Source organism: Acinetobacter sp. WCHAc060033, from assembly GCF_004209125.1.
GTDB lineage: Bacteria > Pseudomonadota > Gammaproteobacteria > Pseudomonadales > Moraxellaceae > Acinetobacter > Acinetobacter wuhouensis.
Map to the genome: position 1 here is coordinate 13,866 of NZ_SGSW01000030.1, position 23,991 is coordinate 37,856.

Genomic DNA, 23,991 nt, shown 5'->3' on the forward strand with positions numbered 1-23,991 from the left:
TGATCATCAGAAAATTTGACAGAATTTGTATTAAATAGGAAGCCAAGCCAATGGCTGAAACTGAAATTGCTATGCCAGAATCGACTCCTGTTGATTCCCGCCCAGCATTTGCGATTGTAGAAGATCTCAAAGCCAAATTTGGCGAGAACTTTTACGTGCAAACGACCTTTGAAGATTTTCCAACGGTCTGGGTTGAGCGTGCTCGTGTACAAGACGTTTTAATGTACTTACGTACAGTACCACGTCCTTATGTGATGCTGTTTGACTTATCAGCAGTAGATGAGCGTTTGCGTAATCACCGTGATGGTTTACCTGCATCTGACTTTACTGTGTTCTATCATTTGTTATCGCTTGAGCGTAACAGTGATATTCGTATCAAAGTCGCGTTGAATGAGAATGATATTAACATTCCAACCGCAACGAACATTTGGCCGAATGCCAACTGGTACGAACGCGAAGCTTACGATATGTTTGGGATCAATTTCGAAGGGCATCCAATGCTCCGTCGTATTTTGTTACCAACCTATTGGGAAGGTCACCCACTTCGTAAAGAATATTCTGCACGTGCGACTGAATACACGCCGTATATGCAAGACAAAGCCAAACAAGATTTCGAACAAGAACACCTTCGTTTCGTTCCGGAAGACTGGGGGCTAACCCGTGGCAATGACGACGAAGACTTCATGTTCTTGAACTTGGGTCCTAACCATCCATCTGCGCACGGTGCGTTCCGTGTGATCTTGCAGTTGGACGGTGAAGAAGTGAAAGACTGTGTGCCTGATATCGGTTATCACCACCGTGGTGTGGAAAAGATGGCTGAACGTCAAACTTGGCACTCATTCATTCCGTATACAGACCGTGTGGACTACCTCGGTGGTTGTGCGCAAAACATGCCTTATGTGATGGGCGTTGAGCAAATGGCAGGAATCACTGTTCCTGACCGTGCACAATGTATCCGTGTGATGATGTCTGAATTGTTCCGTATCAATAACCACTTGTTGTATATCGGTACAGCGATTCAGGATGCGGGTGGTATGACTCCTGTATTCTATATGTTCGCAGACCGTCAAAAAATCTATGACGCGATTGAAGCGATCACAGGTTTCCGTATGCACCCAGCGTGGTTCCGTATCGGCGGTACAGCACACGATCTTCCAAACAACTGGCAAAAACTGATTCGTGACATTCTCGAATGGATGCCAAAACGTTTGAAGGAATACCATACTGCGGCGCTTAAAAACTCAGTATTTGTTGGTCGTACACGTAATGTTGCGCAATACGATGCAAAATCTGCATTGGCTTGGGGTGTGACAGGTACAGGTCTACGTGCAACAGGTATTGATTTTGACGTTCGTAAATATCGTCCATACAGTGGCTACGAAAACTATGATTTCGAAGTGCCATTAGAGTATGAAGGCGATGCGTATGCACGTGTAATGGTTCACTATCGTGAAATCGAAGAATCATTGAAAATCGTCAAGCAGTGTTTGGATAATATGCCGTCTGGTCCATATAAAGCGGATCATCCTTTGGCAGTTCCACCACCAAAAGACAAGACTTTACAAGATATTGAAACTTTGATTACGCACTTCTTGAGCGTGTCATGGGGTCCTGTAATGCCAGCAGGCGAAGCGTCTGTGATGGCAGAAGTTGTGAAAGGTGCATCGAACTATTACTTGACTTCTGATAAGTCAACGATGAGTTACCGTACCCGTATTCGTACACCAACTTTCACGCATTTACAGCAAATTCCTTCCGTGATTAACGGCAGTCTTGTATCTGACTTGATCATTTATTTAGCGACGATTGATGTCGTTATGGCTGACGTGGATCGCTAAGGGGTACGCATTATGATGATTTTGACTGATAAAAAGCCACGTGTGAATGTTGAAGGGATTTTAACTGCTGAAGAAATCCATGAAATTGAACATCACATTGGTCATTATCCATACCCACGCGCAGCATCTTTGGATGCGTTGAAGTGCGTACAACGCCGTAATGGTTGGGTGGATGATGCGCAGTTACATGCAATTGCTCAATTATTGACAATTACAACTGCGGATTTGGAAGGTGTTGCAACTTTCTATAACCGTATTTACCGTCAGCCTGTTGGTCGCCACGTGATTTTATTATGTGATTCGATTGCTTGCTTCTTGATGGGTGCGGAAACTTTAGCGGAAGCTTTCCAACGTGAATTGGGTATTCAATTTGGTCAAACGACAGCTGATGGTCGTTTTACTTTATTGCCGATCTGCTGTTTAGGGAATTGTGACAAAGGTCCAACCCTGATGATTGATGAAGATACTCACGGTTTAGTTGAAGTGACTTCTGTTAAACAGTTATTGGAGAAGTATGTATGAATACCGAACCAAAACCAATTTATGGCGAAGGAAATCCTGAAACTCACCCACTCACATGGCGTTTGAGCAAACAGGAATTCGTTCGCAGCGCGGACGATTACGAAGCACTTGAAGGTTATGCTGGCTTTAAAAAAGCATTGGGCATGAAACCTGCTGAAGTGTTAGATGTAATCAAAGCAGCGACTGTAAAAGGTCGTGGTGGTGCAGGTTTCCCAGCGGGGATTAAATGGTCATTGATGGCCCCAAATGATGGTGGTCCTCGATACCTGATCTGTAATGCTGATGAAATGGAACCAGGTACATTCAAAGACCGTTTGTTGATGGAGAAACTTCCACATCAATTGATCGAAGGGATGTTGATTGCAGGTTATACCCTTGAAGCTACACAAGGCTATATCTTCATTCGTGGTGAATACATCGAAGCTGCTGGCTACTTAAATGAAGCTTTAGAGCAAATTCGTGCTAAAGGTTATTTGGGCGATAACATCCTTGATTCAGGATGGAGCTTTGATTTACACGTCCATACTGGCGCGGGTCGTTATATCTGTGGTGAAGAAACTGCATTGATTAACTCGCTTGAAGGTCGTCGTGCAAATCCACGTACTAAACCACCGTTCCCGCAAGTTGCAGGTGCATGGGGTCGTCCTACGATTGTCAATAACGTAGAAACCTATAACAACTTACCAGCAATCATGTTACGTGGTGCTGAGTGGTATGTTGGTTTATCGCAAGGCAAATCGAAAGATCCAGGTACCAAGATTTTTGGCGCATCAGGTAAAGTTAAATTCCCTGGTCTTTGGGAATTACCATTCGGTACAACTGCGCGTGAAGTCATCGAAGACTACGCAGGCGGTATGCGTGATGGTTTAAAACTAAAAGCTTGGTTACCAGGTGGTGCATCTACAGACTTCTTGGCAGCTGAACATATTGATTTGCCAATGGATGCGGAAAGCATCATGAAAGCAGGTTCACGTTTAGGTACATGTTTGCTTATGGTTGTGGATGAAACCCAATGTATGGTTTCTGCTACCCGTAACTTAGAAGAATTCTTTGCACGTGAATCATGTGGATTCTGTACACCATGCCGTGATGGTTTACCTTGGGCTGTAAAAGCACTAAAAGCAATTGAGAATGGCGAAGGGAAGATGGAAGACATTCAACATCTTCAAGAGCTTACTCGTAAGTTGTGGATTGGTAAAACATTCTGTGCTCATGCACCGGGTGCGATGGAACCATTGATGGGTGCGCTCAAATATTTCCGTAGCGAGTTTGAAGCTAAAGTGACAGATCGTCCTGTAGCGCAAGCAAGCAACGTAGAACAAGTTTAAGGAATTCGACTATGGCTACAATTCATGTCGATGGAAAATCGTATGAAGTCAATGGCTCGGAAAACTTGCTACAAGCATGTTTGAGTCTCGGCATCGACATCCCATATTTTTGTTGGCATCCAGCTTTAGGTTCTGTCGGTTCTTGCCGTCAATGTGCTGTGACTCAATATGCGAACCCTGAGGATACTCGCGGTCGTTTAGTCATGTCATGTATGACGCCTGCATCTGACAATACCTATATCTCGATTGAAGATAAAGAAGCAAAGGATTTCCGCGAGTCGATCGTGGAATTCTTAATGACCAACCATCCACACGACTGTCCAGTCTGTGAAGAAGGTGGTCATTGTCATTTACAAGATATGACTGTGATGACACAACACGATCGTCGTCGCTATCGTTTTACTAAACGTACGCACCATAACCAAGAATTAGGTTCTTTCATTGCACATGAAATGAACCGTTGTATCGCGTGTTATCGTTGTGTTCGTTACTATAACGACTATGCAGGCGGTACAGATTTTGGTGTATATGCCAATGCATCACGTGTTTACTTCGGTCGTCCAGAATCAGGTACTTTAGAGTCTGAATTCTCGGGTAACTTAACTGAAGTATGTCCAACAGGTGTATTCACGGACAAAACTCACTCAGCACGTTATAACCGTAAATGGGACATGCAGTATGCGCCAAGCGTATGCCAAGGCTGTTCTTCAGGTTGTAATATTTCACCAGGTGAACGTTATGGTGAATTACGTCGTGTAGAGAACCGCTTCAATGGTGAAGTGAACCAATACTTCCTTTGCGATAAAGGTCGTTTCGGTACTGGTTATGTGAACCGTGAAGACCGTCCACGTCAGCCACAATTCCGTAAAGGTACTTCTGTAGAAACTGTTTCAGTCGATACAGCATTGGATACGGTGATTGCAAATGTTCAAGGCAAAAAAGTCTTGGGTATTGGTTCGCCGCGTGCATCACTTGAATCTAACTACGCACTACGTGAGTTAGTTGGTCAAGAGAACTATTCAACAGGTTTGTCTCAGAAAGAACAAAATCTTGTTGAATTGGCTGCTTCAATCATGCAAACCGAAGGTGTTTATAACCCTGGTATGCGTGAAATTGAAAGCTATGATGCTGTGTTAATTTTAGGTGAAGACTTAACACAAACTGCACCACGTATGGCATTGTCTGTTCGCCAAGCTGCGAAAAACAAAGCTAAACAAATGGCTGCAGACCGTCGTACTCAAGATTGGTTGGCTGAACCTGTGAAGCGTATTGGTCAGGATGAGAATTCTCCAATTTACATCTTAGCTGCAACTCAGACTCGTTTAGCCGATGTTGCTGCGGGTGAAGTTGTTGCATCTCCAAACGATATTGCACGTTTAGGTTTTGCAATTGCTGCGGGCGTGAAAGGCGAAACGATTCTTGGTTTAGATGATGATGCGAAAGCATTTGCCCAAACCATTGCGGATACGTTGAAAGCTGCGAAAAAACCGTTGATTATCTCTGGTACAAGCTTACAAGACCCTGCAATCATGGAAGCTGCTGCACAAGTTGCGCAAAATCTTGATAATGCTGGCTTGACATTAACTGTGCCTGAAGTGAACTCAATGGGCTTGGCATTGTTTGGTGGTTTAAGCTTAGAACAAGCTTTTGCACAAGATTATGATTCAATCATTGTGGTTGAAAATGATTTGTTCCGCCGTTTACCTGCAACTCAAGTACAAGCAGCTTTTGCTAAAGCACAAAGCGTGATTGTTCTTGACCATTCAGAAACTGAAACTGTAAAAGCTGCGAATGTTGTCTTATCTGCTGCAAGCTTTGCTGAAGGCGATGGTACGGTTGTTTCTCAAGAAGGTCGTGCGCAACGTTTCTACCAAGTTTATGATCCAAGTTACTACAAACCAGAACTTGCGATTAAAGAATCTTGGCGTTGGTTACATGCCATTGAAACTGGCGTGAAAGGCAAAGCGATTTCTTGGACATTGCTTGATGACGTAATCGAAAGCGTTGTGAAAAATGTACCTGTACTTGAAGCGATTCAAGATGTTGCACCAGATGCGGGCTACCGTGTTCATGGTTTGAAAATTGCACGTGAACCACGTCGTTATTCAGGTCGTACCGCGATTCGTGCACCATTAAACGTACATGAGCCAAAACAACCTATCGATAAAGACTCTGCACTAACATTCTCTATGGAAGGTTATGTAGGGAATCAAACACCTGCAGCATTGGTACCATTTGCATGGGCACCAGGTTGGAACTCTCCACAATCTTGGAATAAATACCAAGACGAAGTGGGCGGTCACTTAAAAGGTGGTGATTCAGGCGTTCGTTTATTTGATCGTTTAGCAAAACGTCCTGCACGTAGCTATGTTGCACCAACAGCAGTTGTGGCAAACCCAGACAGCTTCCGTCTTGTACCGATGCATCACATTTTCGCTTCTGGTGAATTCACTGTGAAAACACCTGCGATGGAATCTCGTATTCCAACTGCTGCTTTTGCAGTGGGTGAGCAAGATGCTGCACGCTTAAATGTTCAAGATGGTCAAAACATCACAATTAAAGCAGGCGAAACTTCAATTAGTTTGCCAGTGCAAGTGATTGAATATTTACCTACAGGCTATATCGGTTATCCAGTAGGTCAAGCGCCTACAGTTTCACTCGCTGAACCTGTATCTGTAGCGGTAGGAGTGTAATCATGAATGAATCTTTACGCGCCCTACCGACATGGGCACAAGATTGGCCAATCGCGTATAGCGTGATTCAAGCCATTGTGATCTTGTTGGTTGTAGTTTTACTTGCAGCATTGATGTCGTTCATTGAGCGTCGTTTGCTGGGTTTATGGCAAGACCGTTACGGTCCGAACCGTGTAGGTCCGGGTGGTATGTTCCAGATTGTTGCCGACATGTTGAAAATCATGTTCAAAGAAGACTGGACACCAAAATTCGTAGATAAACTGACTTTCCGTTTAGCACCAGGTGTTGCGATGGCAACAGCAGTGCTTTCGTTCATGGTTATTCCTGTTTCACCTTACTTAGGTGTGGCAGACATGAGCATTGGCTTATTGTTCTTTATGGCAATGGCAGGGATCGCAGTGTATGCCGTGTTATTTGGTGGTTGGGCATCGAATAACAAATATGCATTACTCGGTGGTTTACGTTCTGCTGCACAAACCATTTCTTATGAAGTGTTCTTGGGTATTTCATTGATGGGTGTAGTCGCAATTGCAGGCTCATTCAACTTACGTGAAATCGTAGAAGCACAACGTGATGTATGGTTCGTGATTCCACAATTTATTGGTTTCATGATCTTTGTGGTGGCTGGTGTTGCAGTTACGCATCGTCATCCATTTGACCAACCAGAAGCTGAACAAGAATTGGCTGAAGGTTACCACGTAGAATACGGTGGTATGAAATGGGGGATGTTCTTCGTTGCTGAATACGTCAACATCATCTTAATTTCTGCATTGATCGTGACTTTATTCTTTGGCGGTTGGTTAGCACCATTTAATTTAAACATTCCATTCATTCCAGATGCGTTCTGGTTCATTATCAAAACAGCATTCTTTGTAATGATGTTCGTCTTGGCTCGTGGTTCGTTAATGCGTCCGCGTTATGACCAAGTGATGAACTTTGGTTGGAAAGTGTGTTTACCACTTGCATTGGTTAACCTTTTGGTGACTGGTGCTGTGATTCTGATGAATCAAGCCTAGGACAGCAGGGAGTACAAAATGTATAAAATTCTAGCTGGCGTAGGAACTATTGTGCGTTCGTTGTGGATGGTGTTTAGCCATGCGACACGTAAACGTGACACAATTTTATATCCTGAAGTTCCAGCCGAACAAATCGTACCTCCGCGCTATCGTGGTCGTATCGTATTAACACGTGATCCAGATGGCGAAGAGCGCTGTGTTGCGTGTAACTTATGTGCTGTTGCATGTCCTGTTGGCTGTATCTCATTACAGAAAGCTGAAAAAGAAGATGGACGTTGGTATCCAGAATTTTTCCGCATCAACTTCTCACGCTGCATTTTCTGCGGTATGTGTGAAGAAGCATGTCCAACAACTGCAATCCAGTTAACACCTGATTTCGAATTAGGTGAATATGTACGTCAAGATCTTGTTTATGAGAAAGAAAACTTACTCATTTCTGGTCCAGGTAAATACCCAGACTACAATTTCTACCGTGTAACTGGTATGGCAATTGACGGTAAAGAAAAAGGTCAAGCGCAACGTGAAAGCGCACCTGTTGACGTACGGAGCTTATTACCATGATGTGGCCATTTTATTTAATGGCTCTCGTGGCCATCGTATCTACGGTTCGTGTTGTGACCAACGCGAATCCAGTACATGCATTATTAAGTTTGATCGTGTCTTTACTTGCTGTTGCAGGGATGTTCTTAACGATTGGTGCTCCATTTGCCGCAGCGCTTGAAATCATTGTCTATGCGGGTGCGATCATGGTGTTGTTCGTATTCGTCGTTATGATGCTGAATCTTGGTCAACATACTGTTGATCAAGAGCGCAAATGGTTGACTTCAGATGCTTGGGCTTATCCTGCACTTATGAGCTTCCTCGTGGGCTTATGTTTAGTGTGGATGTTGGGTTCAAGCTACACGACTGGTGGCGCAGTACTTGGTACTCAAGTTGTTGGGCCAAAAGCTGTTGGTCAATCGCTCTTTACCCACTATTTATTATTGGTTGAAGTTGCCGCGATGTTATTGCTTGCAGCACTTGTTGCGGCATACCACTTAGGCAAACGTGTACCAAGTGCAGAAGAGGATAAACAGTAATGGGCAACATTCCTTTAGAACATGGTTTAATCGTTGCAACCATCCTTTTTGCACTGGGTTTATACGGTGTAATGGTTCGTCGCAATATTTTATTTATGTTAATGAGCCTTGAGATCATGATGAATGCAGCAGCATTGGCATTCGTTGTGGCAGGAAGTGCATGGGCACAACCTGATGGTCAAATTATGTTTATTTTGATCCTTACTCTTGCTGCGGCAGAGGCTTGTATCGGTCTTGCGATCGTCCTTCAGTACTATCATCGCTTCCATCACTTGGATGTAGATGCTGCTAGTGAGATGCGCGGATGAGTTATTTATATTTAACGATTTTATTCCCGCTCATTGGTTTTATCCTTTTAGCGGCAGGGCGTAATAAACTTCCTGAAAATGTAGCAGCAATTATTGGCGCGGGTTCAGTTGGTCTTTCTGCATTATTTGCATTGATCGCTGGTATGGACTTTGTCAACAACGGCTCAGTTGCACAGACTCAACATCTTTGGACTTGGTTCAATGTGGGTGGTTTTGCGCCAGGTGTCAGCTTACATTTAGACGGCTTATCATTGTTAATGATGGGCATGATCACAGGTGTGGGTTTCTTGATTCACATTTTCGCTACGTGGTATATGCGTGGTGAAGAAGACTTCGCACGTTTCTTCTCATATTTCAACTTATTCGTTGCAAGCATGCTTGTGCTTGTATTGGGTGACAACTTAGCGTTGTTATTCTTAGGTTGGGAAGGCGTAGGTCTGTGTTCTTATCTATTGATTGGTTATTACTACCAAAATCCTGCAAATGGTTTTGCTGCACTTAAAGCTTTCACTGTAACACGTGTGGGTGATGTATTTTTACTGATCGCGTTGTTCTTGCTTTACCAACAATTTGGTACTTTACATATCGGTACGATTGTTGAAACAGCACCACAAGTTTTAGCACTTGATCATAATTTAGCGCTTTGGACTTCATTGATGTTGTTCTTGGGTGCTGCGGGTAAATCTGCACAAATCCCATTACAAACATGGTTGGCAGATGCGATGGCTGGTCCTACACCAGTATCAGCATTAATCCACGCTGCAACAATGGTAACAGCAGGTGTTTACTTGTGCTGCCGTATGTTCTCTGTGTTTGAAATGACACCAGAAGTAATGCAGTTCATCTCGATTACAGGTGCTGTAACATTATTGGTTGCTGGTTTTGCTGCATTGGTTCAAACCGACATCAAACGTATTCTTGCTTACTCAACTATGAGTCAGCTCGGTTATATGTTTATGGCTGTAGGTGCTGAAGCTTACCAAGCTGGTCTATTCCATATGCTTTCTCACGCATTCTTCAAGGCATTATTATTCTTGTCTTCTGGTGCGGTGATCTTGGCGTATCATCATGAACAAAACATCTTCAAAATGGGTGGTTTGCGTCATAAAAACAAATTCTTATTTGCGTGTTTCTTGATCGGTGGTGGTGCATTAGCTGCTATTCCATTTGCAACCATTGGCTTCTTCTCAAAAGATGCGATCTTGGGTGCTGTATGGGTTCAAGGTCAGTCAATTGCAACATTCGGTTGGTTGTATTGGGTCGGTGTAGCAGGTGCATTCTTAACTTCGATTTATACATTCCGTTTAATCTGGGTTGTATTCTTCGGTGAAGAAAAAACTCCTTATCACGAAATCAAAGGTGCAACTTACTGGTTACCTCTTGGTATTCTTGCGGTACTTTCAACAGGTTTGGCTTATTTCCTAAAAGCACCTGTGGAAAAAGCACTAACTGCTGCAAAAATTCCTGTATTTGAAGTGTCAGAAGCTTTAACACACGGTATGCATTCTGCTGAATATACAGCAGTCGGTATTGCACTTGTTGGTCTTGCTGTTGGTGTTGTGCTATTCGCTTTTGCTTATAAATCAGTTAAAGCATTCGCAGCAACAACTTTAGGCGCTGGTCTTGCCAATATCTGCCGTAATGCATTTGGTTTTGATTCTTTATACAACATTGTATTTGTTCAACCTTATTTATTGATTGCGAAAATTTTAGGTCGTGATCCAATTGATGGCTTGTGGCTTGTATTACCTGCGATTGTGAAAGGTGGTAACAAATTTACAAGTACCCGTCAAACAGGTTCATTACGTGAATATGCATCAAGTATGTCACTCGGTGTAGTGGTATTGCTGATGATCTTGATCGTGATTCAGGTAGTGGGGAAATAAGATGGAAATCACAAACAATTGGATTTTACCCGCACTGATTCTTGTACCTTTTATTGCAGGTTTTGCGTGTTGGTTAGTCGATAAACTTGATCAACATTTACCTCGTTATATCGCACTTGTGGGTATGCTCGTTACTTTGGGCTTGACTCTCATTTTGTGGCAACAAGGTGGATTTAGCTATGAGTTGGGACAAAAAGTCCCAGCTTGGGCTGCCGAATTTTATTTACCATGGATTAAAACCCTTGGTATTAATATTCATTTAGCTGTAGATGGTCTTTCACTTCTGATGGTTGGTTTGACTGCATTACTGGGTGTACTTGCAGTGGGCTGTTCATGGGGTGAAATTCAAAAGAATGTCGGTTTCTTCCACTTAAACCTTTTATGGTCTTTGGGTGGTGTAATCGGTGTTTTTCTTGCGATCGATATGTTCTTGTTCTTCTTCTTCTGGGAGATGATGCTGGTTCCGATCTACTTCTTGATCGCACTTTGGGGTCATAAAGGCGCAGATGGTAAATCACGTGTTTACGCAGCGACTAAGTTCTTCATCTATACGCAAGTTGCTGGTTTAATCATGCTCATCGGTATCCTAGGCTTAGTGGTCTACGGTTACATGATGACAGGCATGATCGGTTTTGATTACAACTATTTATTAGCTGTTGCCAATACTTTAGATCAACAAGCACCACACATTGCTTATGCATTGATGATCTGTTTGTTTATCGGTTTTGCGGTAAAACTTCCAGTTTTCCCATTACATGGTTGGTTACCAGATGCGCATGCGCAAGCACCTACAGCAGGTTCTGTAGACTTGGCAGGTATCTTGATTAAAACTGCGGCTTACGGTTTATTACGTTTCGTGATTCCGTTCTTCCCAGCAGCGTCTGCACAATTTGCTGATATTGCAATTATTCTTGGTTTAGTTGGTATTTTCTACGGCGCTTGGTGTGCTTTCCAACAAACAGATATGAAGCGTTTACTTGCGTATACATCTATTTCGCACATGGGCTTTGTATTACTCGCGCTTTATGCAGGTAATATCTTAACGTTCCAAGGCTTAATGATCATGATGTTAGCGCATGGTTTATCTTCTGCTGCATTGTTCATTATGTGTGGTCAAGTGTATGAGCGTTTACATACACGTGATTTACGTTTGATGGGTGGTATTCGTGGTCAATTCCAATATTTACCATTCTTCTTAATGTTCTTTGTATCAGCACTTGTAGGTATTCCTGGTCTAGGTAACTTTATTGGTGAATTCCTGATTCTTATGGGTTCATTTGCTAAGTTCCCTACATTTACTATCATTGCTGCGATTAGTTTAGTTTTTGCAGGTCTTTATGGTTTGATTTTGATCCATAAAGCATTATTTGGTACGCCAAATGAAGAGCAAAAACAGCATTATGCAAGCCCATTAAAAGACTTAAATGTTCGTGAAACAGTGATTTTATTGATTTGTGCATTCGGCCTAGTTTGGTTGGGTATTTACCCACAAAGCTTCCTTGATATTTCAAACTCAAGTATGGCGTGGATTGCAAATAGCTATATCCCTGTTCAAGATGTTGTAGATACAGTTCAACAAGTTGTATCTCAACAAAATGTGGAGATCCAATAGTCATGAATACCACTGTATCATTTTCGGATCTCATGCCTTTAGCACCAGTATTTATTGTTGCTTTAACGGCTGTTGTAGTGATGATTTTAACCGCGATCAAGCGTAATCATAATTTGATTGCGACTGCATCGGTGGTGGGTTTAAACCTTGCTGCAATTGATATTTTATTCATGATGTTTGGTGGGAGTTTTGCACCATCAAATGTAATGAATATGTTTATGGTTGATCCATTTACATTGTTTTACCAACTTACAATTCTGATTGCAGCATTGGCTTGTTCTACATTGTCTCATGCGTATATTGAAACGTATAAAGATAACCGTGAAGAACTTTATATCTTGATGTTGGCTTCAGTTGCTGGTGCGATGTTAATGGTGGCAAGTGCTCACTATGCTTCGTTCTTTATTAGCTTAGAGTTAATGTCGATTCCTGTTTACGGTTTATTGGCTTATACGTATCAACGTGAAAAATCTTTGGAAGCGGGTATTAAATATCTCGTGCTTTCAGCAACTGCTTCTGCAATGTTATTGATGGGTATGGCATATATCTATGCTTATACAGGTTCATTAACATTCTACGAATCTTTCCAAGGGTTGTTCCAAGCGATTCAAACGGGTCATGCAGCAGTGATTATCGGACTTGGTCTGATCATCTTTGCCATTGGTTTCAAATTGTCTCTTGCTCCATTCCACAAATGGACACCAGATGTTTACCAAGGTGCGCCTGCGCCAATCGCGACTTTCTTAGCAACTGTTGCTAAGGTTGCAACCATTGGTTTAATGGTTCGTTATTTACTTACTTCGGGTGCAATTTTAGTTCCTTCAATGATTACGATTTTGACTGTGATTGCAGTACTTTCGATCCTTGTAGGTAACTTCCTTGCAGTTCGTCAAGTGAACTTAAAACGTATCTTGGGTTATTCATCAATCGCACACTTCGGTTATTTATTGATTGCTTTAATTAGCATGACCTATGCAAGCCTTGGCAGTGTGAGCGTTTATGTGGTGACTTATACATTGACAACAATCGGTGCTTTTGGTGCGGTTGCGTTGATGTCTAGCCCATATAACAACGTTGATGAAGCTGAATCACTTGCGGATTACCGTGGTTTGTTCTGGCGTCGTCCTGTTCTTACTGCAACTTTGACTGTGATGATGTTATCTCTTGCAGGTATTCCATTAACAGCAGGTTTCATTGGTAAGTTCATGGTGGTGATGGCTGCTGTAACAACTCAACATTGGTTCCTTGCTGCAATGGTTGTTGTGGGTAGTGGTATTGGTTTGTACTATTACTTACGTGTCATGATCGTGATGTATATGACTCCACCAGAAAACCCACGTATCGACGCTGTTGATCATTGGGGACAAAAAGTGGGTGGTATCATGGTTCTTGGCGCTGCTGCATTAGTATTATTAATCGGTATTTACCCAGACCCAATCATCAATTTTGCATTGAAGTCTGAAATTTTATCTCCGTTGCACTTTTTAATGAGTCAACAACAGTAATCGCAAAAAACTATTGCGGTTAACAAAAAAAGCCCTCATTCATTGAGGGCTTTTCTTATCTCTTATATAAAAAACATTTATAATAGTGGAAATTTACTTTTATCCTTTTAGGTGTACTCCCGTGTCTATTCAAGAAATTCGTCATCCGCTTATTCGTCATAAATTAGGTTTATTACGTCGTGCTGATATAAGTACTAAGAATTTCCGTGAACTTGCCCAAGAAGTCACTATGCTTTTAACGTATGAAGCAACTAAGGATTTACCTGTATGTGACCATGAAATTGATGGTTGGAATGGTAAGGTGACTGTCGATCGTATTGCGGGTAAAAAAATTACGGTTGTACCTATTCTACGTGCAGGTATTGGCATGTTGGATGGTTTTTTAAATTTGATTCCAAGTGCTAAAGTGTCAGTGTTAGGTTTAGAGCGTGATGATGAAACGCTTGAAGCACGTACTTACTATAAAAAATTAGTCCCAGATGTACAAAACCGTTTAGCCATGATTATTGACCCAATGTTGGCAACAGGTTCTTCGCTTGTTGCAGCAATCGATGTATTAAAAGCTAGCGGTTGTAAAGATATTCGTGTCATGGTGTTGGTTGCTGCACCTGAAGGGATTAAACGAGTCGAAGAAGCGCATCCTGATGTGACGATTTTTACAGCATCGATTGACCAAGGTTTAAATGCAAATGGCTATATCGTACCTGGTTTAGGCGATGCTGGAGACAAGATCTTTGGTAGTGTGCAAAAAGATTAAAAATTTAGTATGATCAAAGGAGGCTATGGGGAGCCTCCTTTTTTTATTATAAATTTAAAGAGAAAAAAATGTTTCGTAAGGGGATAGTTACATTTTTTGATGATGCGTTGGGTAAGGGATTCATCGAAATAAATACAGATCAACAGTCAGTTGGTTTTTTACTTGAAGATTTTTCAAATGCATCACTTTTGCCACAAGTAGGTGAGAGGGTTAAATGTGTTGTGTTAGAACAAGATGGAGAATTATTGGCAAAATTTATTGTTCGCCTAGATCATAAAAACCATAATGGTGATGCAAAAAAACAGCCTGTAGTTAATGCGATTAATGATGATCATTCGTTTGAGAATATTCAAACTGTTCGAAAGATGCTGAAGAAAAGAAGAATTAATCTTGAAAATGAAAATACAGCGATAGACTCTAAGTTAAATGAGATAAAACCAGTTGAACACATAGATGCTATTCAGCCTGATGAGCATATTCAATTAGAAGATACACTCACACAGCGCGAAGTGATCTTAGATGACCTTGTTGAAGTTGAATTTAGTCAAGTTTCAGCAGAAGTTGAAAATACCCAAATATCTACTGAGGAAAATAACAAATCAGTTGATAATCAAATAGTTGAAATAGATGAAAATGAAGACCTTGAGAGAACGAGTTTAAAAGATTACAGCCCTGAAAGTATTGATCTGTCAGAAGTTCTAAATGAGCCAACTGCAACTAAAATTGCAGAAATTCAACCAATAGAAGTACAAACTCAGCCGAATGAAAATACATATGATCATGTAGACAATGAGCAATTAGAAAATGACCAAGTTGTATCAGCTGCTTGCGCTTCAACAGTCGCAGCTGAGATGGTTTTATCCGAACAAACGGATATTCAACAAAACCGTCAATATTTAAGCAATCAGGTTGATCAACAGTTACTTGAAAAAAATATGAACTTGAATTTTTTTCAAAGATTTATTCAAAAAATTAAAGTAAAATTTTTATATTCAAAAAGAAAGCAAGGCACCAAAGTGAAAATGGATAGTACACGTTTCCACTTAAATCCTTTGATTGTGGTGATGGGGGCATTTGTATTACTGTGTTTGGGGAGTGTTAAATATGCTTATGAGCGTTATCAGCAGTATAAAGTTGAAACGGAATTGAAACTTCAACAATATGAAAAGCAGCAACAGGACGTGATCAAAAAACAAAAACAAGAAGCACATGCGAGATAAGTTTAAAGACTTAAGCGATGTGTTTCAGTTTTCATGAGAAGAGAATGTTTATGTTTTATTTGGGGCAAGTGATTGAATACCATGAAGACAAGGGCTATGGGCTCTTGTTGGATCAGGATTCAGCAGAAACAGTTAAATTCTTGATTGATGATTTTCCTCGGCAAGGTGGTCAGCCGAAAAAAGGGGAAACGGTAAAGTATATTGTCATCAATCATAAGGGCGTGATTAAAGCACATCAAATGGTACGTTTAGATGTAGCGATGAGTAATGAGCTGTTAAATAAAAAGGTTGATATTTCAAAGCAAAAAAATATTCTGAAAAAAGGTAAACACAATGGCAGTAAATTTGGCATTGTATCAGTCGTTATTTCGGTTATTTTTGTTGGGTTGATTTATTTTGTTTTCGCAGCCTGGGGACAATATAAAACGTATCAAGATGAGCAAAGTGCGAAATTTGCCTTATTGGAGAGTCAGCAAAGGCAAATTGTAGAACAACAGCGTAAAGATGTTGGGCATGTGAAACCAGTGCATTTTAGTGAAAAGTCAAAAAATGCGCTGAATGAGCAGAGCCAGATGTTGGAATCAAAGGTGATTCAAAGTGATCGTACTCCACCACATAACACTACTGTAGCATCAGAAAGTGTACCGAAATTTACCTGTGATGGTCGAACCCATTGTAGCCAGATGCGATCTTATGAAGAGGCTGTATTTTTTATAAAAAACTGTCCAAATACTCAAATGGATGGCAATCATGATGGTCAACCCTGTGAAAAACAATTTCATATGCGATAAAGCTGTAGTTTACGAATAAAGTGAAATCATGGATTTTTGAGAGTAGATTCATTCAAGGCAAAACAAGGCTATAATACGATGAGTAAATCAAGTAATGAGACATTGTAATGAAATCTGAATATCAACAAGGGAAAATAAAGCAATACCATTCAGACAAAGGCTTTGGCTTTATTGGTGGGCTTGAGCAAGATATTTTCTTTCACATTTCGGATTTTCCTTTGGAAGAAGGTGAGCCTAAGCGCAATGAAAGAGTGAAATTTTTGGTGGTTGAAAACGGTGGTAAAGTGAAAGCCGTTAAAATCGAACGTGTAGAAGACAATTCTGCAAAAGCAAAAAAGACCAAAGTGGTTAAACACAATAACGCGATTACCGATAGTTTATTGTCTAATTTTAGAAAGTAAGTTATTGATAAGTGAAAATAAAAAGCTCCATGTGGAGCTTTTTACATTTGATTGAGTAGTAAGTAACGTCAGTTCGATAAATTATTTTAATAATTTCAGTAGGGTAAGGTTTTTGTAAGGTTCATTGTGACGGAGTCTTATCGGTTTTGTTCATATATTAGGATTAGCCTTCGGCTCGACCACACTTTTGTTTCGGCAAAAGTGGGCAAAACCATTGTCCTTCGCAGAACTCGTCAGCTACCGAAATATATCAAGATTATCGCAAAAACATTAACTTGCAAGTTAAGCCCTGCCTCAAACAATTGCGAAGGACGTTTTCGCGTATCAAATTTTTGGAAGAAATCAACTCCGAACCCAAGTTAAGTATATATGAGGTCAATAATTATTTTTCTTCGCAAAACTTCATAAAAGCTTTTAAGCCAGGCCCCTGATATTTTTGGCGGTGAACTAGCATAAATAAAGGACGAGTCAGTTGCCAGAATGGTGTGTTTAAAATCACCAATTGACCTTTATCAATCAATGGTTGAATGGCTAATTTAGAAATACATGACATGCCTAAACCACCAGCAACGATTTTAAGAATCGCTTCGTTATGTCCAAGTGTTAGACGGATATTGGCATCTTCTAAATCTTTCAATATTGCATTATCAAAGACTTCACGTGTTCCTGAACCTTCCTCACGTAAAATCCATTCTATATGTTGGAAATCAGATTGTCTGAGTTCACGGTGTAAATTGGCTAGAGGATGACTTGGTGCGCAACACACAGCCAGTTCATCATCACGCCAATGGATACATTGCAGTTGTGGTAGGAAACAAGAACCTTCAATTAACGCTAAATCAAGTTGAAATTGATTAACAGCTTCAATCATTTGACGGGTATTGCCTACTTGAAGTTGTAAATGCGCTTGAGGTTGTTCTTGTAAAAAATCAGCCATTAAATCAGGCATTAAGTAATCACTAATGGTCAGTGTTGCACCAATTCGAAGATCAATACTTTGTAACTCACCTTTGGCTGCTTGTTCAAAAGCTTCACAGCGCCCTAAAATCTCTAAAGCTTGAGGAAGCAAGAAGCGACCAAGATCGTTCAGTTGTAAGCGTTTACCAAGACGATCAAATAAAGGCGCACCTAAGCCATCTTCTAAATCTGCCAAAGCCATACTTGCCGCACTTTGAGTCAGCCGAACAGCATCACTCGCTTTGGTCACGGTGCCTTCTTGAGCAACGGCAACGAAAACAGCCAATTGGCGTAAAGTCATTCTCATGCGTATAGCCTTAACATTTTAAATTTTCATAGAATTGGAGTCATGCTACCATGAGCACTATCATCCATGCCACGAAGAAATCATGTCAATTGAAAAATTTAGCGTAGAAAAGGTTTTGTCTGTTCATCGCTGGACCAATACTCTTTTCAGTTTCACCATGACTCGTCCTGCTCATTTTAAATTTACTGCTGGTCAGTTCGCCCGTATCGGCTTAAAAGTGGGTGATGAATTGGTGGTGAGAGCCTATTCAGTTGTTTCCTCTCCATTTGATGAAACACTCGAGTTCTTTTCAATTGTTGTGCCAGATGGTGCATTTACTTCGAATCTACAGCATCTCCAAGTAGGTGATGAACTGTATTTAGAAAAAGTGCCATACGGTTTTTTAACTTTGGCTCGCTATCAATTACCATTACCTAAAGATTTATGGCTTTTGGCAACAGGTACAGGTTTAGCACCGTTTATTTCTATGCTTCAAGACTTCGAAACATGGTCTAAATATCAACATATTAACTTGGTTTATAGTGTAAGAACTGAGTCAGAACTCGCTTATGTCGAACGTATTCAAGAGATTGCTGAAACTTTTGGCGAAGGACATACAGGCTTTAAATTTATCCCCATTATTACTCGTGATCCACATGCGACTTTGCATGATCGCTTACCGATTTTGATCGAAAATGGTGAGCTAGAAAAAGTGGCAAATCTTCAATTCAATATAGATACAACACATGTAATGTTATGTGGTAATCCACAAATGGTGGATGATACCAAAGCAGCGTTAAAAGCACGTGGTTTGGTCATGAATCGTCGTGGTGAAGGGAATATTGCAGTAGAAAACTATTGGTAATCCAAAATTGAATGTGGCATGTTAAGCGCTATCCATAAAATTATAATTTGAATCGATGAAAAAAATTGGTTTAGCGCTTCAGATTGCTTACGTAGTTGGAGTATTCATCACCGTTGCGATGCTTTTATATAATGAAATGACATGGAGTGCCGACAGTTGGGGGAATTTAGGGAAAGCCTTAGTTTCTCTGGTTATCCTCATATATGCATCATTGTATACACTGATTTTATTGATCATTTCAATTTGTTTATGGGGATTCAACCGCAATAGCTTAGATAAAGATTTAACGACGCTCTATTGGGCAATGAAACTTTATGGGATCACTTTCGTTTTACAACTATTGTACTTGTTCTCAGTTGGAATAAAGCTTTAGGGATGTTTGTCGAGTGATTTAAAGCATGTATCAATGCACAAACATATCCATAAATTCACGTAACTCATGAATTGCTGTTTCAACATCCGTCGTTAACCAAGTCGGTTCAAATAAACCTGCATAATGTTCTAAGCGGTCAGCAGGTACAACCAAACGAATTGGACATTCTTCTTCGAGCAAACGCCAAGGAATAATTGGGACTTCATTATCCAAAAAAGTAACAACATCTCGAATATCAATGATCATGGCATTGATACATTCAGGAAATGGCATGACAGAAAGTTCATCTGTACGGCGACGAAAATATTCTAAGTCGCCCCATTTTAAAACATAGCTTGGCTTACTAAACTCAATAATTCCAACGAGATGTCCGTCTCTTGAAGTATGCAAAAAACATTGATGAGTGACGTCAGTGTCTAAGTCTAATGAGACACTTTGTCGTGGATAAGCCATATCGATCGTAGCCAAAAAATGGGGCATATAGTATAGCTCATTTCACTATCAAGTATTGCTTATCGCTAAAATTTACTTTTGTTTAAAATATTTTACACACAGCCGTTCAATTGCCTGATAGTATAAAAAATCATCAATATGATGGAGGTGGATGTTATGAGACACGATTTCAATAAACCATCTTATATAACCAGTCGTGAAGATATAGCACATAAGAATCGCTTACCTATTTACATGCTTATTCTTGTGGGGTTATTTCTTATTTCATTACTCGTTTATATGGCAGCCGACTGGCTTTAAATGGGTGAATTTTAAACGCCATTTAAAACTGAAAAATTATGTTAATGGTATGACAAAAACTCTAGCTTTTATGCTGGAGTTTTTTTGTGCCTTCTTGGCGCTTTTGTTGTATTTATGCAGTTAAAATTGAACATTAAATAATCAAATTATAAAGTGGTGTTGTTGTTTAAAAAATATTCAATTAAAACGCAAAAAGAGATCTAAGGAATCATTCGCGAACTCAACATTTTATAAATCAATATTGTGAGGGAATAAAAATGGATGAAATTTTACAAGCACGCGGTCGGTTTGATGCCATGTATTATTGGGATCAATTCCATCCAATTTTAGCTGCTGTGGCTATTCTAATTGTTGGATGGATTATTGCATTGATTGTTGCAGCAGGCATAAAAAAGCTTTTGGAAAAAATAGGAACGAACCAAAAGTTATCATCAGCAACAGGACATCGATCTAATATTGAAAGCATTCTTTCCAGAATCATTTTTTGGGTGGTGATGGTGATTGCGGTGATTGGGGCTCTCAATGTTCTCAATCTGAGTAGTGTAAGTAGCCCGTTCAGTGCCATGATTCAACAATTCCTATTGTTTATTCCAACATTATTGGCTGCTGTCGCAATTGGTTTTGTCGGATGGATTGTCGCTAATCTGGTTAAAGTTGGTTTGAAAAAGGTACTAGACCGCACCCAATTAGATGAAAAATTGAGCTCTGATGTTGGTGTTAGTCCCATCAGTCAAAATTTAGCAGATATTGTCTATTGGTTGATTTTGTTATTGTTCTTACCAATCGTTTTGTCAATTTTAGGCTTGGAAGGTCTATTGCTTCCTGTTCAAAATATGTTGAATGAAGCAATTTCTTATCTACCAAATATTTTCATCGCTGGCGTGATTATTTTTGTGGGTTATATTCTTGCAAAAATTGTCCGAGGCATCATTGAAGGGTTGATCAGTAGCTTAAATTTACAAACTCAAATCGAAAAAGTCGGACTATTTAAAAATTCTGAGCAGGGGCTTTCTCGGTTTTTAGGTTCTTTTGTCTTTGCAATCGTGATGATTACGGCATTGATCGTGGCATTCGAAGCATTGGGTATACAAGCGATTTCACAACCTGCAACGGCTATGCTCGGTGAAATTATGTATGCCATTCCACATATTATCGCTGCTGGACTGATTCTCATCGTGGCTTATGTGGTATCACGATTTGTCGGACGTTTAGTGGCAGAAGTGATTGCTGGCACAGGTGTTGATGACATTCCTAAAAAGCTAGATGTGCAACGTTTCTTAGGTGAAACCAAAGTTTCATGTGTTGTTGGCTATTTAATTGTATTTTTTACCATGTTATTTGCTGTTTCTGAAGCTGCGAATCGATTGGGCTTTGAACAAATTAGTGGTTTGATTTCCATGTTTATCCACTTTGGGGCAAATATCCTATTGGGTGCTGTTATTCTCGTGATCGGTTTTTGGCTCGCCAATATCGTTGCAAATGTGGTGCAACGAGGTGAATATAATAGCTCTCGGTGGTTGGGGAATTTAGTTCGAGTTTTAATCATGGGCTTAGTGATTGCCATGGGACTGCGTGCGATGGGGATTGCAGATTCGATCGTAAATCTTGCATTTGGTTTAACATTGGGTTCAGTTGCTGTTGCCTTTGCTTTGGCTTTTGGTTTAGGTGGTCGACAACCCGCAGAACGGGTCTTGAGCGATTTAATTGATCGGGCAAAGAAAGAGGCAAATCAGCCCAACCCATTGCGTCAAAATACTCATTTAGATACAAGTTCTGTGGATACTCAGCAAGTGACTTCAGATACTCCTACAATTGAAAGTGAGTATAAATCGATTACGGAACCATTAAATAAGGATAAAGATGACCTGAATTAACATTTAAATTTGCTGTAATATCGATCAGGATTAAGTCTTGATCGATTTTTATTTTTAGGTCGAATGCGAAAGAGGAAAGATGATGTCTAAGAAAAAGCCAAATAATTTTATCGCGCCAATTGTGATTGCTGGAATTACAGTTGGTTTTTTAGCGAGTGCTTATAAATTTGTTTTTGCAAAACCTAAAAATCAACAAAATCAAAAACAGGATCTAGAACAAAAGAAAGATAGTGAATCGTGACGCTTTGCACGCTAGAACTATTTGTCCATATTAAATTTTGTTTATGAAGATTACATAATTGTTACACAAAAGTTTTTTGTAAAATAAAGCTAGACAGATAAATCTAAATTGGCTAAATTCAAAGCATAAATAATGTATTTTTTAATTAATTATTAGATTAATAAGTGAACTATTTTCAAAGGGAATTAAAATGAAAATCATCTATTTTGTGCAAAAAATGCTATCCAATAAATCAACCGCTTCAGATGCAATGGATCTTGCTATTCAACGTGTGACGCAGAGACAGCAGACCCAAAGTCAGCTTATTTTATTCAAAACCGATTACTTAGAATAAGTCAGAAACTCATCTAAACATATTCAGATGCGGCATGTGCAGACGCCCATGCCCATTGAAAATTAAACCCACCTAGATGTCCTGTAACATCCAAGATTTCTCCAATAAAAAATAAACCTTTTTGTTTTTTACTTTCCATTGTTTTCGATGAAACTTCAGTTGTATCTACACCACCCAAAGTCACCTCGGCAGTACGGTAACCTTCTGTTCCAGAGGGTTTAACTTCAAATTGATGCAATTTATGGGCAATATTTTCAAGTTTTTCATCACTGAGTTGAGCAATCGCAGTTTCAGCCCAATCTGCCCAAATTAAGTTTTGTAGTTCTAAAACAACGCTTTTAGGTAAATGCTCAATCAGCAATGTTCTGAGTAAAACTTTAGGTTGGCTTTGCTTTTTAGCTTTAAAGAATTCAAATAATTCCAGGCTCGGTAAGAAATTGATATTGAAGGCTTGACCGACATTCCAATAATTCGATAATTGTAATGAGCTTGGGCCACTTAAACCACGATGGGTAAATAAAAGCGCTTCAGTAAAACTATTTAAATCATTGCTCAGTGTTGCTTCAACTGCATTCCCACTTAAACGTGTAGTCACTTCTTTAAACTGATCTGAGAAAGTGAAAGGCACTAAACCTGCACGTGTCGGGTAGATATGATGTCCAAATTGTTTGGCAATTTTATAGCCAATGTCTGAACCACCTAAAGTCGGAATCGACAAACCACCCGATGCAACGACAACCGACTCAGCTTCAAAGTAACCTATATTGGTCGCAACTTGAAAATTCTGTTCGTCTATAGCTGTTACTGCTTTGACTTCACATGAGGTTTTAATATCAACCCGTTGGGTCTTTTCACATTCATTCAGCAACATGGCTAAAATTTCTTTGGCACCATTGAGTGTGAAAAGTTGTCCATGCTTACGTTCTTCATATTCGATGCCATATTCGCAGACCATACCGATAAAGTCCCAGTTGGTATAACGCGTCAGTGCTGAAATGACAAAGTGTGGATTATGCGAGATGAAATTGTCAGGCTCGACATAGAGATTGGTGAAGTTGCATTTTCCGCCACCAGACATGAGGATTTTTTTACCAATTTTATTGGCTTTTTCAACCACCAAAACTTTACGACCACGTGCAGCCGCTTTTGCTGCAAGCATTAAACCTGAAGCACCTGCACCGAGGACAATCACATCGTATTGGTTGGAAGACATATCATACTCATGGAAACTTTGAGCAGGGGATTATAAGGAGATGCGGCATTTATCGCTATTAAATTCAAAAATGAATTTGATGAAACTATGTAATTACTGTTCTGCCTGCTAAAAATAGCCATTAAAAGCAATTAAAAAT

At 40.1% G+C, this 23,991-nt stretch carries 23 protein-coding genes; 20 read left to right on the plus strand and 3 right to left on the minus strand.

The window, feature by feature from the left end:
- Window positions 1-50: 50 nt before the first annotated feature.
- The 15 genes from nuoC (at window position 51) to EXE10_RS13740 (ending at window position 16,956) form a co-directional block, all read left to right on the plus strand.
- Entirely contained in the window at window positions 51-1,838 is a 1,788-nt protein-coding gene (gene nuoC / locus EXE10_RS13670; protein ID WP_068974058.1) for an NADH-quinone oxidoreductase subunit C/D, read from the plus strand.
- A gap of 12 nt (window positions 1,839-1,850) precedes the next feature.
- Window positions 1,851-2,360, plus strand: a complete 510-nt coding sequence (nuoE, locus tag EXE10_RS13675; RefSeq protein ID WP_068974057.1) for an NADH-quinone oxidoreductase subunit NuoE — start codon at window positions 1,851-1,853, stop codon at window positions 2,358-2,360.
- Window positions 2,357-3,688 carry an NADH-quinone oxidoreductase subunit NuoF gene (gene nuoF / locus EXE10_RS13680; protein ID WP_068974056.1) on the plus strand — a complete coding sequence of 444 codons (1,332 nt, stop codon included), beginning with the start codon at window positions 2,357-2,359 and terminating at the stop codon, window positions 3,686-3,688. The genes nuoE and nuoF overlap by 4 nt, the downstream gene beginning before the upstream one ends.
- Window positions 3,689-3,699: 11 nt before the next feature.
- Window positions 3,700-6,381 carry an NADH-quinone oxidoreductase subunit NuoG gene (gene nuoG, locus EXE10_RS13685; protein ID WP_130113734.1) on the plus strand — a complete coding sequence of 894 codons (2,682 nt, stop codon included), beginning with the start codon at window positions 3,700-3,702 and terminating at the stop codon, window positions 6,379-6,381.
- A gap of 2 nt (window positions 6,382-6,383) precedes the next feature.
- Window positions 6,384-7,397: an NADH-quinone oxidoreductase subunit NuoH gene (nuoH, locus tag EXE10_RS13690; RefSeq protein ID WP_068974054.1), complete on the plus strand. Its 1,014-nt coding sequence runs from the start codon at window positions 6,384-6,386 to the stop codon at window positions 7,395-7,397.
- An 18-nt stretch (window positions 7,398-7,415) separates the two neighbouring features.
- Window positions 7,416-7,958 (plus strand): NADH-quinone oxidoreductase subunit NuoI, encoded by a 543-nt coding sequence (gene nuoI, locus EXE10_RS13695; protein ID WP_068974053.1) that lies wholly within the window; start codon window positions 7,416-7,418, stop codon window positions 7,956-7,958.
- Entirely contained in the window at window positions 7,958-8,476 is a 519-nt protein-coding gene (gene nuoJ, locus EXE10_RS13700) for an NADH-quinone oxidoreductase subunit J (RefSeq protein ID WP_171405010.1), read from the plus strand. Before nuoI ends, nuoJ begins: the two co-directional genes overlap by 1 nt.
- The gene (gene nuoK / locus EXE10_RS13705) at window positions 8,476-8,784 is read left to right on the plus strand and encodes an NADH-quinone oxidoreductase subunit NuoK (protein WP_068974051.1); all 309 of its coding nucleotides are present in this window, start codon (window positions 8,476-8,478) and stop codon (window positions 8,782-8,784) included. Before nuoJ ends, nuoK begins: the two co-directional genes overlap by 1 nt.
- Window positions 8,781-10,670 (plus strand): NADH-quinone oxidoreductase subunit L, encoded by a 1,890-nt coding sequence (nuoL, locus tag EXE10_RS13710; protein WP_130113735.1) that lies wholly within the window; start codon window positions 8,781-8,783, stop codon window positions 10,668-10,670. The genes nuoK and nuoL overlap by 4 nt, the downstream gene beginning before the upstream one ends.
- Window positions 10,671-10,677: 7 nt before the next feature.
- A complete protein-coding gene (gene nuoM / locus EXE10_RS13715) occupies window positions 10,678-12,282 on the plus strand; it encodes an NADH-quinone oxidoreductase subunit M (RefSeq protein WP_171478475.1) in 1,605 nt (534 codons plus the stop codon).
- Window positions 12,283-12,284: 2 nt separating this feature from the next.
- Window positions 12,285-13,787 (plus strand): NADH-quinone oxidoreductase subunit NuoN, encoded by a 1,503-nt coding sequence (gene nuoN / locus EXE10_RS13720; protein WP_068974048.1) that lies wholly within the window; start codon window positions 12,285-12,287, stop codon window positions 13,785-13,787.
- Between the two features lie 121 nt (window positions 13,788-13,908).
- Window positions 13,909-14,544: a uracil phosphoribosyltransferase gene (gene upp, locus EXE10_RS13725; protein WP_130113737.1), complete on the plus strand. Its 636-nt coding sequence runs from the start codon at window positions 13,909-13,911 to the stop codon at window positions 14,542-14,544.
- A 68-nt stretch (window positions 14,545-14,612) separates the two neighbouring features.
- A complete protein-coding gene (locus EXE10_RS13730; protein ID WP_130113738.1) occupies window positions 14,613-15,764 on the plus strand; it encodes a hypothetical protein in 1,152 nt (383 codons plus the stop codon).
- A 50-nt stretch (window positions 15,765-15,814) separates the two neighbouring features.
- Entirely contained in the window at window positions 15,815-16,555 is a 741-nt protein-coding gene (locus EXE10_RS13735; RefSeq protein WP_130113749.1) for an excalibur calcium-binding domain-containing protein, read from the plus strand.
- Window positions 16,556-16,662: 107 nt separating this feature from the next.
- Window positions 16,663-16,956: a cold shock domain-containing protein gene (locus tag EXE10_RS13740; protein WP_130113739.1), complete on the plus strand. Its 294-nt coding sequence runs from the start codon at window positions 16,663-16,665 to the stop codon at window positions 16,954-16,956.
- A gap of 382 nt (window positions 16,957-17,338) precedes the next feature.
- Here the strand turns inward: EXE10_RS13740 and gigC are convergent, their stop codons facing one another.
- The gene (gene gigC, locus EXE10_RS13745) at window positions 17,339-18,220 is read right to left on the minus strand and encodes a LysR family transcriptional regulator GigC (protein WP_130113740.1); all 882 of its coding nucleotides are present in this window, start codon (window positions 18,218-18,220) and stop codon (window positions 17,339-17,341) included.
- An 82-nt stretch (window positions 18,221-18,302) separates the two neighbouring features.
- Between gigC and EXE10_RS13750 the strand changes: the two genes are divergently transcribed.
- Together EXE10_RS13750 and EXE10_RS13755 are read left to right on the plus strand one after the other, a co-directional pair.
- Complete coding sequence (locus EXE10_RS13750) at window positions 18,303-19,064, plus strand: ferredoxin--NADP reductase (protein WP_087552351.1); 762 nt, start codon at window positions 18,303-18,305, stop codon at window positions 19,062-19,064.
- A 55-nt stretch (window positions 19,065-19,119) separates the two neighbouring features.
- Window positions 19,120-19,437 carry a hypothetical protein gene (locus tag EXE10_RS13755; RefSeq protein ID WP_130113741.1) on the plus strand — a complete coding sequence of 106 codons (318 nt, stop codon included), beginning with the start codon at window positions 19,120-19,122 and terminating at the stop codon, window positions 19,435-19,437.
- Window positions 19,438-19,467: 30 nt separating this feature from the next.
- On the opposite strand, the gene EXE10_RS13760 is transcribed toward EXE10_RS13755, so the two are convergent.
- Window positions 19,468-19,890: a hypothetical protein gene (locus tag EXE10_RS13760; protein WP_068974069.1), complete on the minus strand. Its 423-nt coding sequence runs from the start codon at window positions 19,888-19,890 to the stop codon at window positions 19,468-19,470.
- Window positions 19,891-20,447: 557 nt separating this feature from the next.
- On the opposite strand from EXE10_RS13760, the gene EXE10_RS13765 reads away from it, so the two are divergent.
- From EXE10_RS13765 to EXE10_RS21520, 3 genes are all read left to right on the plus strand, one after another.
- Window positions 20,448-22,064 carry a mechanosensitive ion channel gene (locus tag EXE10_RS13765; protein ID WP_130113742.1) on the plus strand — a complete coding sequence of 539 codons (1,617 nt, stop codon included), beginning with the start codon at window positions 20,448-20,450 and terminating at the stop codon, window positions 22,062-22,064.
- A gap of 82 nt (window positions 22,065-22,146) precedes the next feature.
- On the plus strand, window positions 22,147-22,305 hold the full coding sequence (locus EXE10_RS21515; RefSeq protein WP_162994950.1) for a hypothetical protein: 159 nt from the start codon (window positions 22,147-22,149) through the stop codon (window positions 22,303-22,305).
- Window positions 22,306-22,495: 190 nt separating this feature from the next.
- Window positions 22,496-22,639, plus strand: coding sequence for a hypothetical protein (locus tag EXE10_RS21520; RefSeq protein ID WP_165383021.1), 144 nt, complete (start codon window positions 22,496-22,498; stop codon window positions 22,637-22,639).
- Between the two features lie 13 nt (window positions 22,640-22,652).
- On the opposite strand, the gene EXE10_RS13770 is transcribed toward EXE10_RS21520, so the two are convergent.
- Window positions 22,653-23,852, minus strand: coding sequence for an NAD(P)/FAD-dependent oxidoreductase (locus tag EXE10_RS13770; RefSeq protein ID WP_130113743.1), 1,200 nt, complete (start codon window positions 23,850-23,852; stop codon window positions 22,653-22,655).
- Window positions 23,853-23,991 lie beyond the last annotated feature (139 nt).

Excerpts from the sequence above, each read along its gene's own strand:
- EXE10_RS13735 (WP_130113749.1), top strand. The coding sequence starts at position 15,815 with ATGTTTTATTTGGGGCAAGTGATTGAATACCATGAAGACAAGGGCTAT.
- nuoC (WP_068974058.1), top strand. The coding sequence starts at position 51 with ATGGCTGAAACTGAAATTGCTATGCCAGAATCGACTCCTGTTGATTCC.
- nuoK (WP_068974051.1), top strand. The coding sequence starts at position 8,476 with ATGGGCAACATTCCTTTAGAACATGGTTTAATCGTTGCAACCATCCTT.
- nuoJ (WP_171405010.1), top strand. The coding sequence starts at position 7,958 with ATGTGGCCATTTTATTTAATGGCTCTCGTGGCCATCGTATCTACGGTT.
- EXE10_RS13770 (WP_130113743.1), bottom strand. The coding sequence starts at position 23,852 with ATGTCTTCCAACCAATACGATGTGATTGTCCTCGGTGCAGGTGCTTCA.
- EXE10_RS13750 (WP_087552351.1), top strand. The coding sequence starts at position 18,303 with ATGTCAATTGAAAAATTTAGCGTAGAAAAGGTTTTGTCTGTTCATCGC.
- nuoI (WP_068974053.1), top strand. The coding sequence starts at position 7,416 with ATGTATAAAATTCTAGCTGGCGTAGGAACTATTGTGCGTTCGTTGTGG.
- nuoE (WP_068974057.1), top strand. The coding sequence starts at position 1,851 with ATGATGATTTTGACTGATAAAAAGCCACGTGTGAATGTTGAAGGGATT.
- EXE10_RS13740 (WP_130113739.1), top strand. The coding sequence starts at position 16,663 with ATGAAATCTGAATATCAACAAGGGAAAATAAAGCAATACCATTCAGAC.
- nuoF (WP_068974056.1), top strand. The coding sequence starts at position 2,357 with ATGAATACCGAACCAAAACCAATTTATGGCGAAGGAAATCCTGAAACT.
- nuoH (WP_068974054.1), top strand. The coding sequence starts at position 6,384 with ATGAATGAATCTTTACGCGCCCTACCGACATGGGCACAAGATTGGCCA.
- gigC (WP_130113740.1), bottom strand. The coding sequence starts at position 18,220 with ATGAGAATGACTTTACGCCAATTGGCTGTTTTCGTTGCCGTTGCTCAA.
- EXE10_RS13760 (WP_068974069.1), bottom strand. The coding sequence starts at position 19,890 with ATGGCTTATCCACGACAAAGTGTCTCATTAGACTTAGACACTGACGTC.
- EXE10_RS13765 (WP_130113742.1), top strand. The coding sequence starts at position 20,448 with ATGGATGAAATTTTACAAGCACGCGGTCGGTTTGATGCCATGTATTAT.
- EXE10_RS21515 (WP_162994950.1), top strand. The coding sequence starts at position 22,147 with ATGTCTAAGAAAAAGCCAAATAATTTTATCGCGCCAATTGTGATTGCT.
- EXE10_RS13755 (WP_130113741.1), top strand. The coding sequence starts at position 19,120 with ATGAAAAAAATTGGTTTAGCGCTTCAGATTGCTTACGTAGTTGGAGTA.
- nuoG (WP_130113734.1), top strand. The coding sequence starts at position 3,700 with ATGGCTACAATTCATGTCGATGGAAAATCGTATGAAGTCAATGGCTCG.
- EXE10_RS21520 (WP_165383021.1), top strand. The coding sequence starts at position 22,496 with ATGAAAATCATCTATTTTGTGCAAAAAATGCTATCCAATAAATCAACC.
- nuoL (WP_130113735.1), top strand. The coding sequence starts at position 8,781 with ATGAGTTATTTATATTTAACGATTTTATTCCCGCTCATTGGTTTTATC.
- EXE10_RS13730 (WP_130113738.1), top strand. The coding sequence starts at position 14,613 with ATGTTTCGTAAGGGGATAGTTACATTTTTTGATGATGCGTTGGGTAAG.
- nuoN (WP_068974048.1), top strand. The coding sequence starts at position 12,285 with ATGAATACCACTGTATCATTTTCGGATCTCATGCCTTTAGCACCAGTA.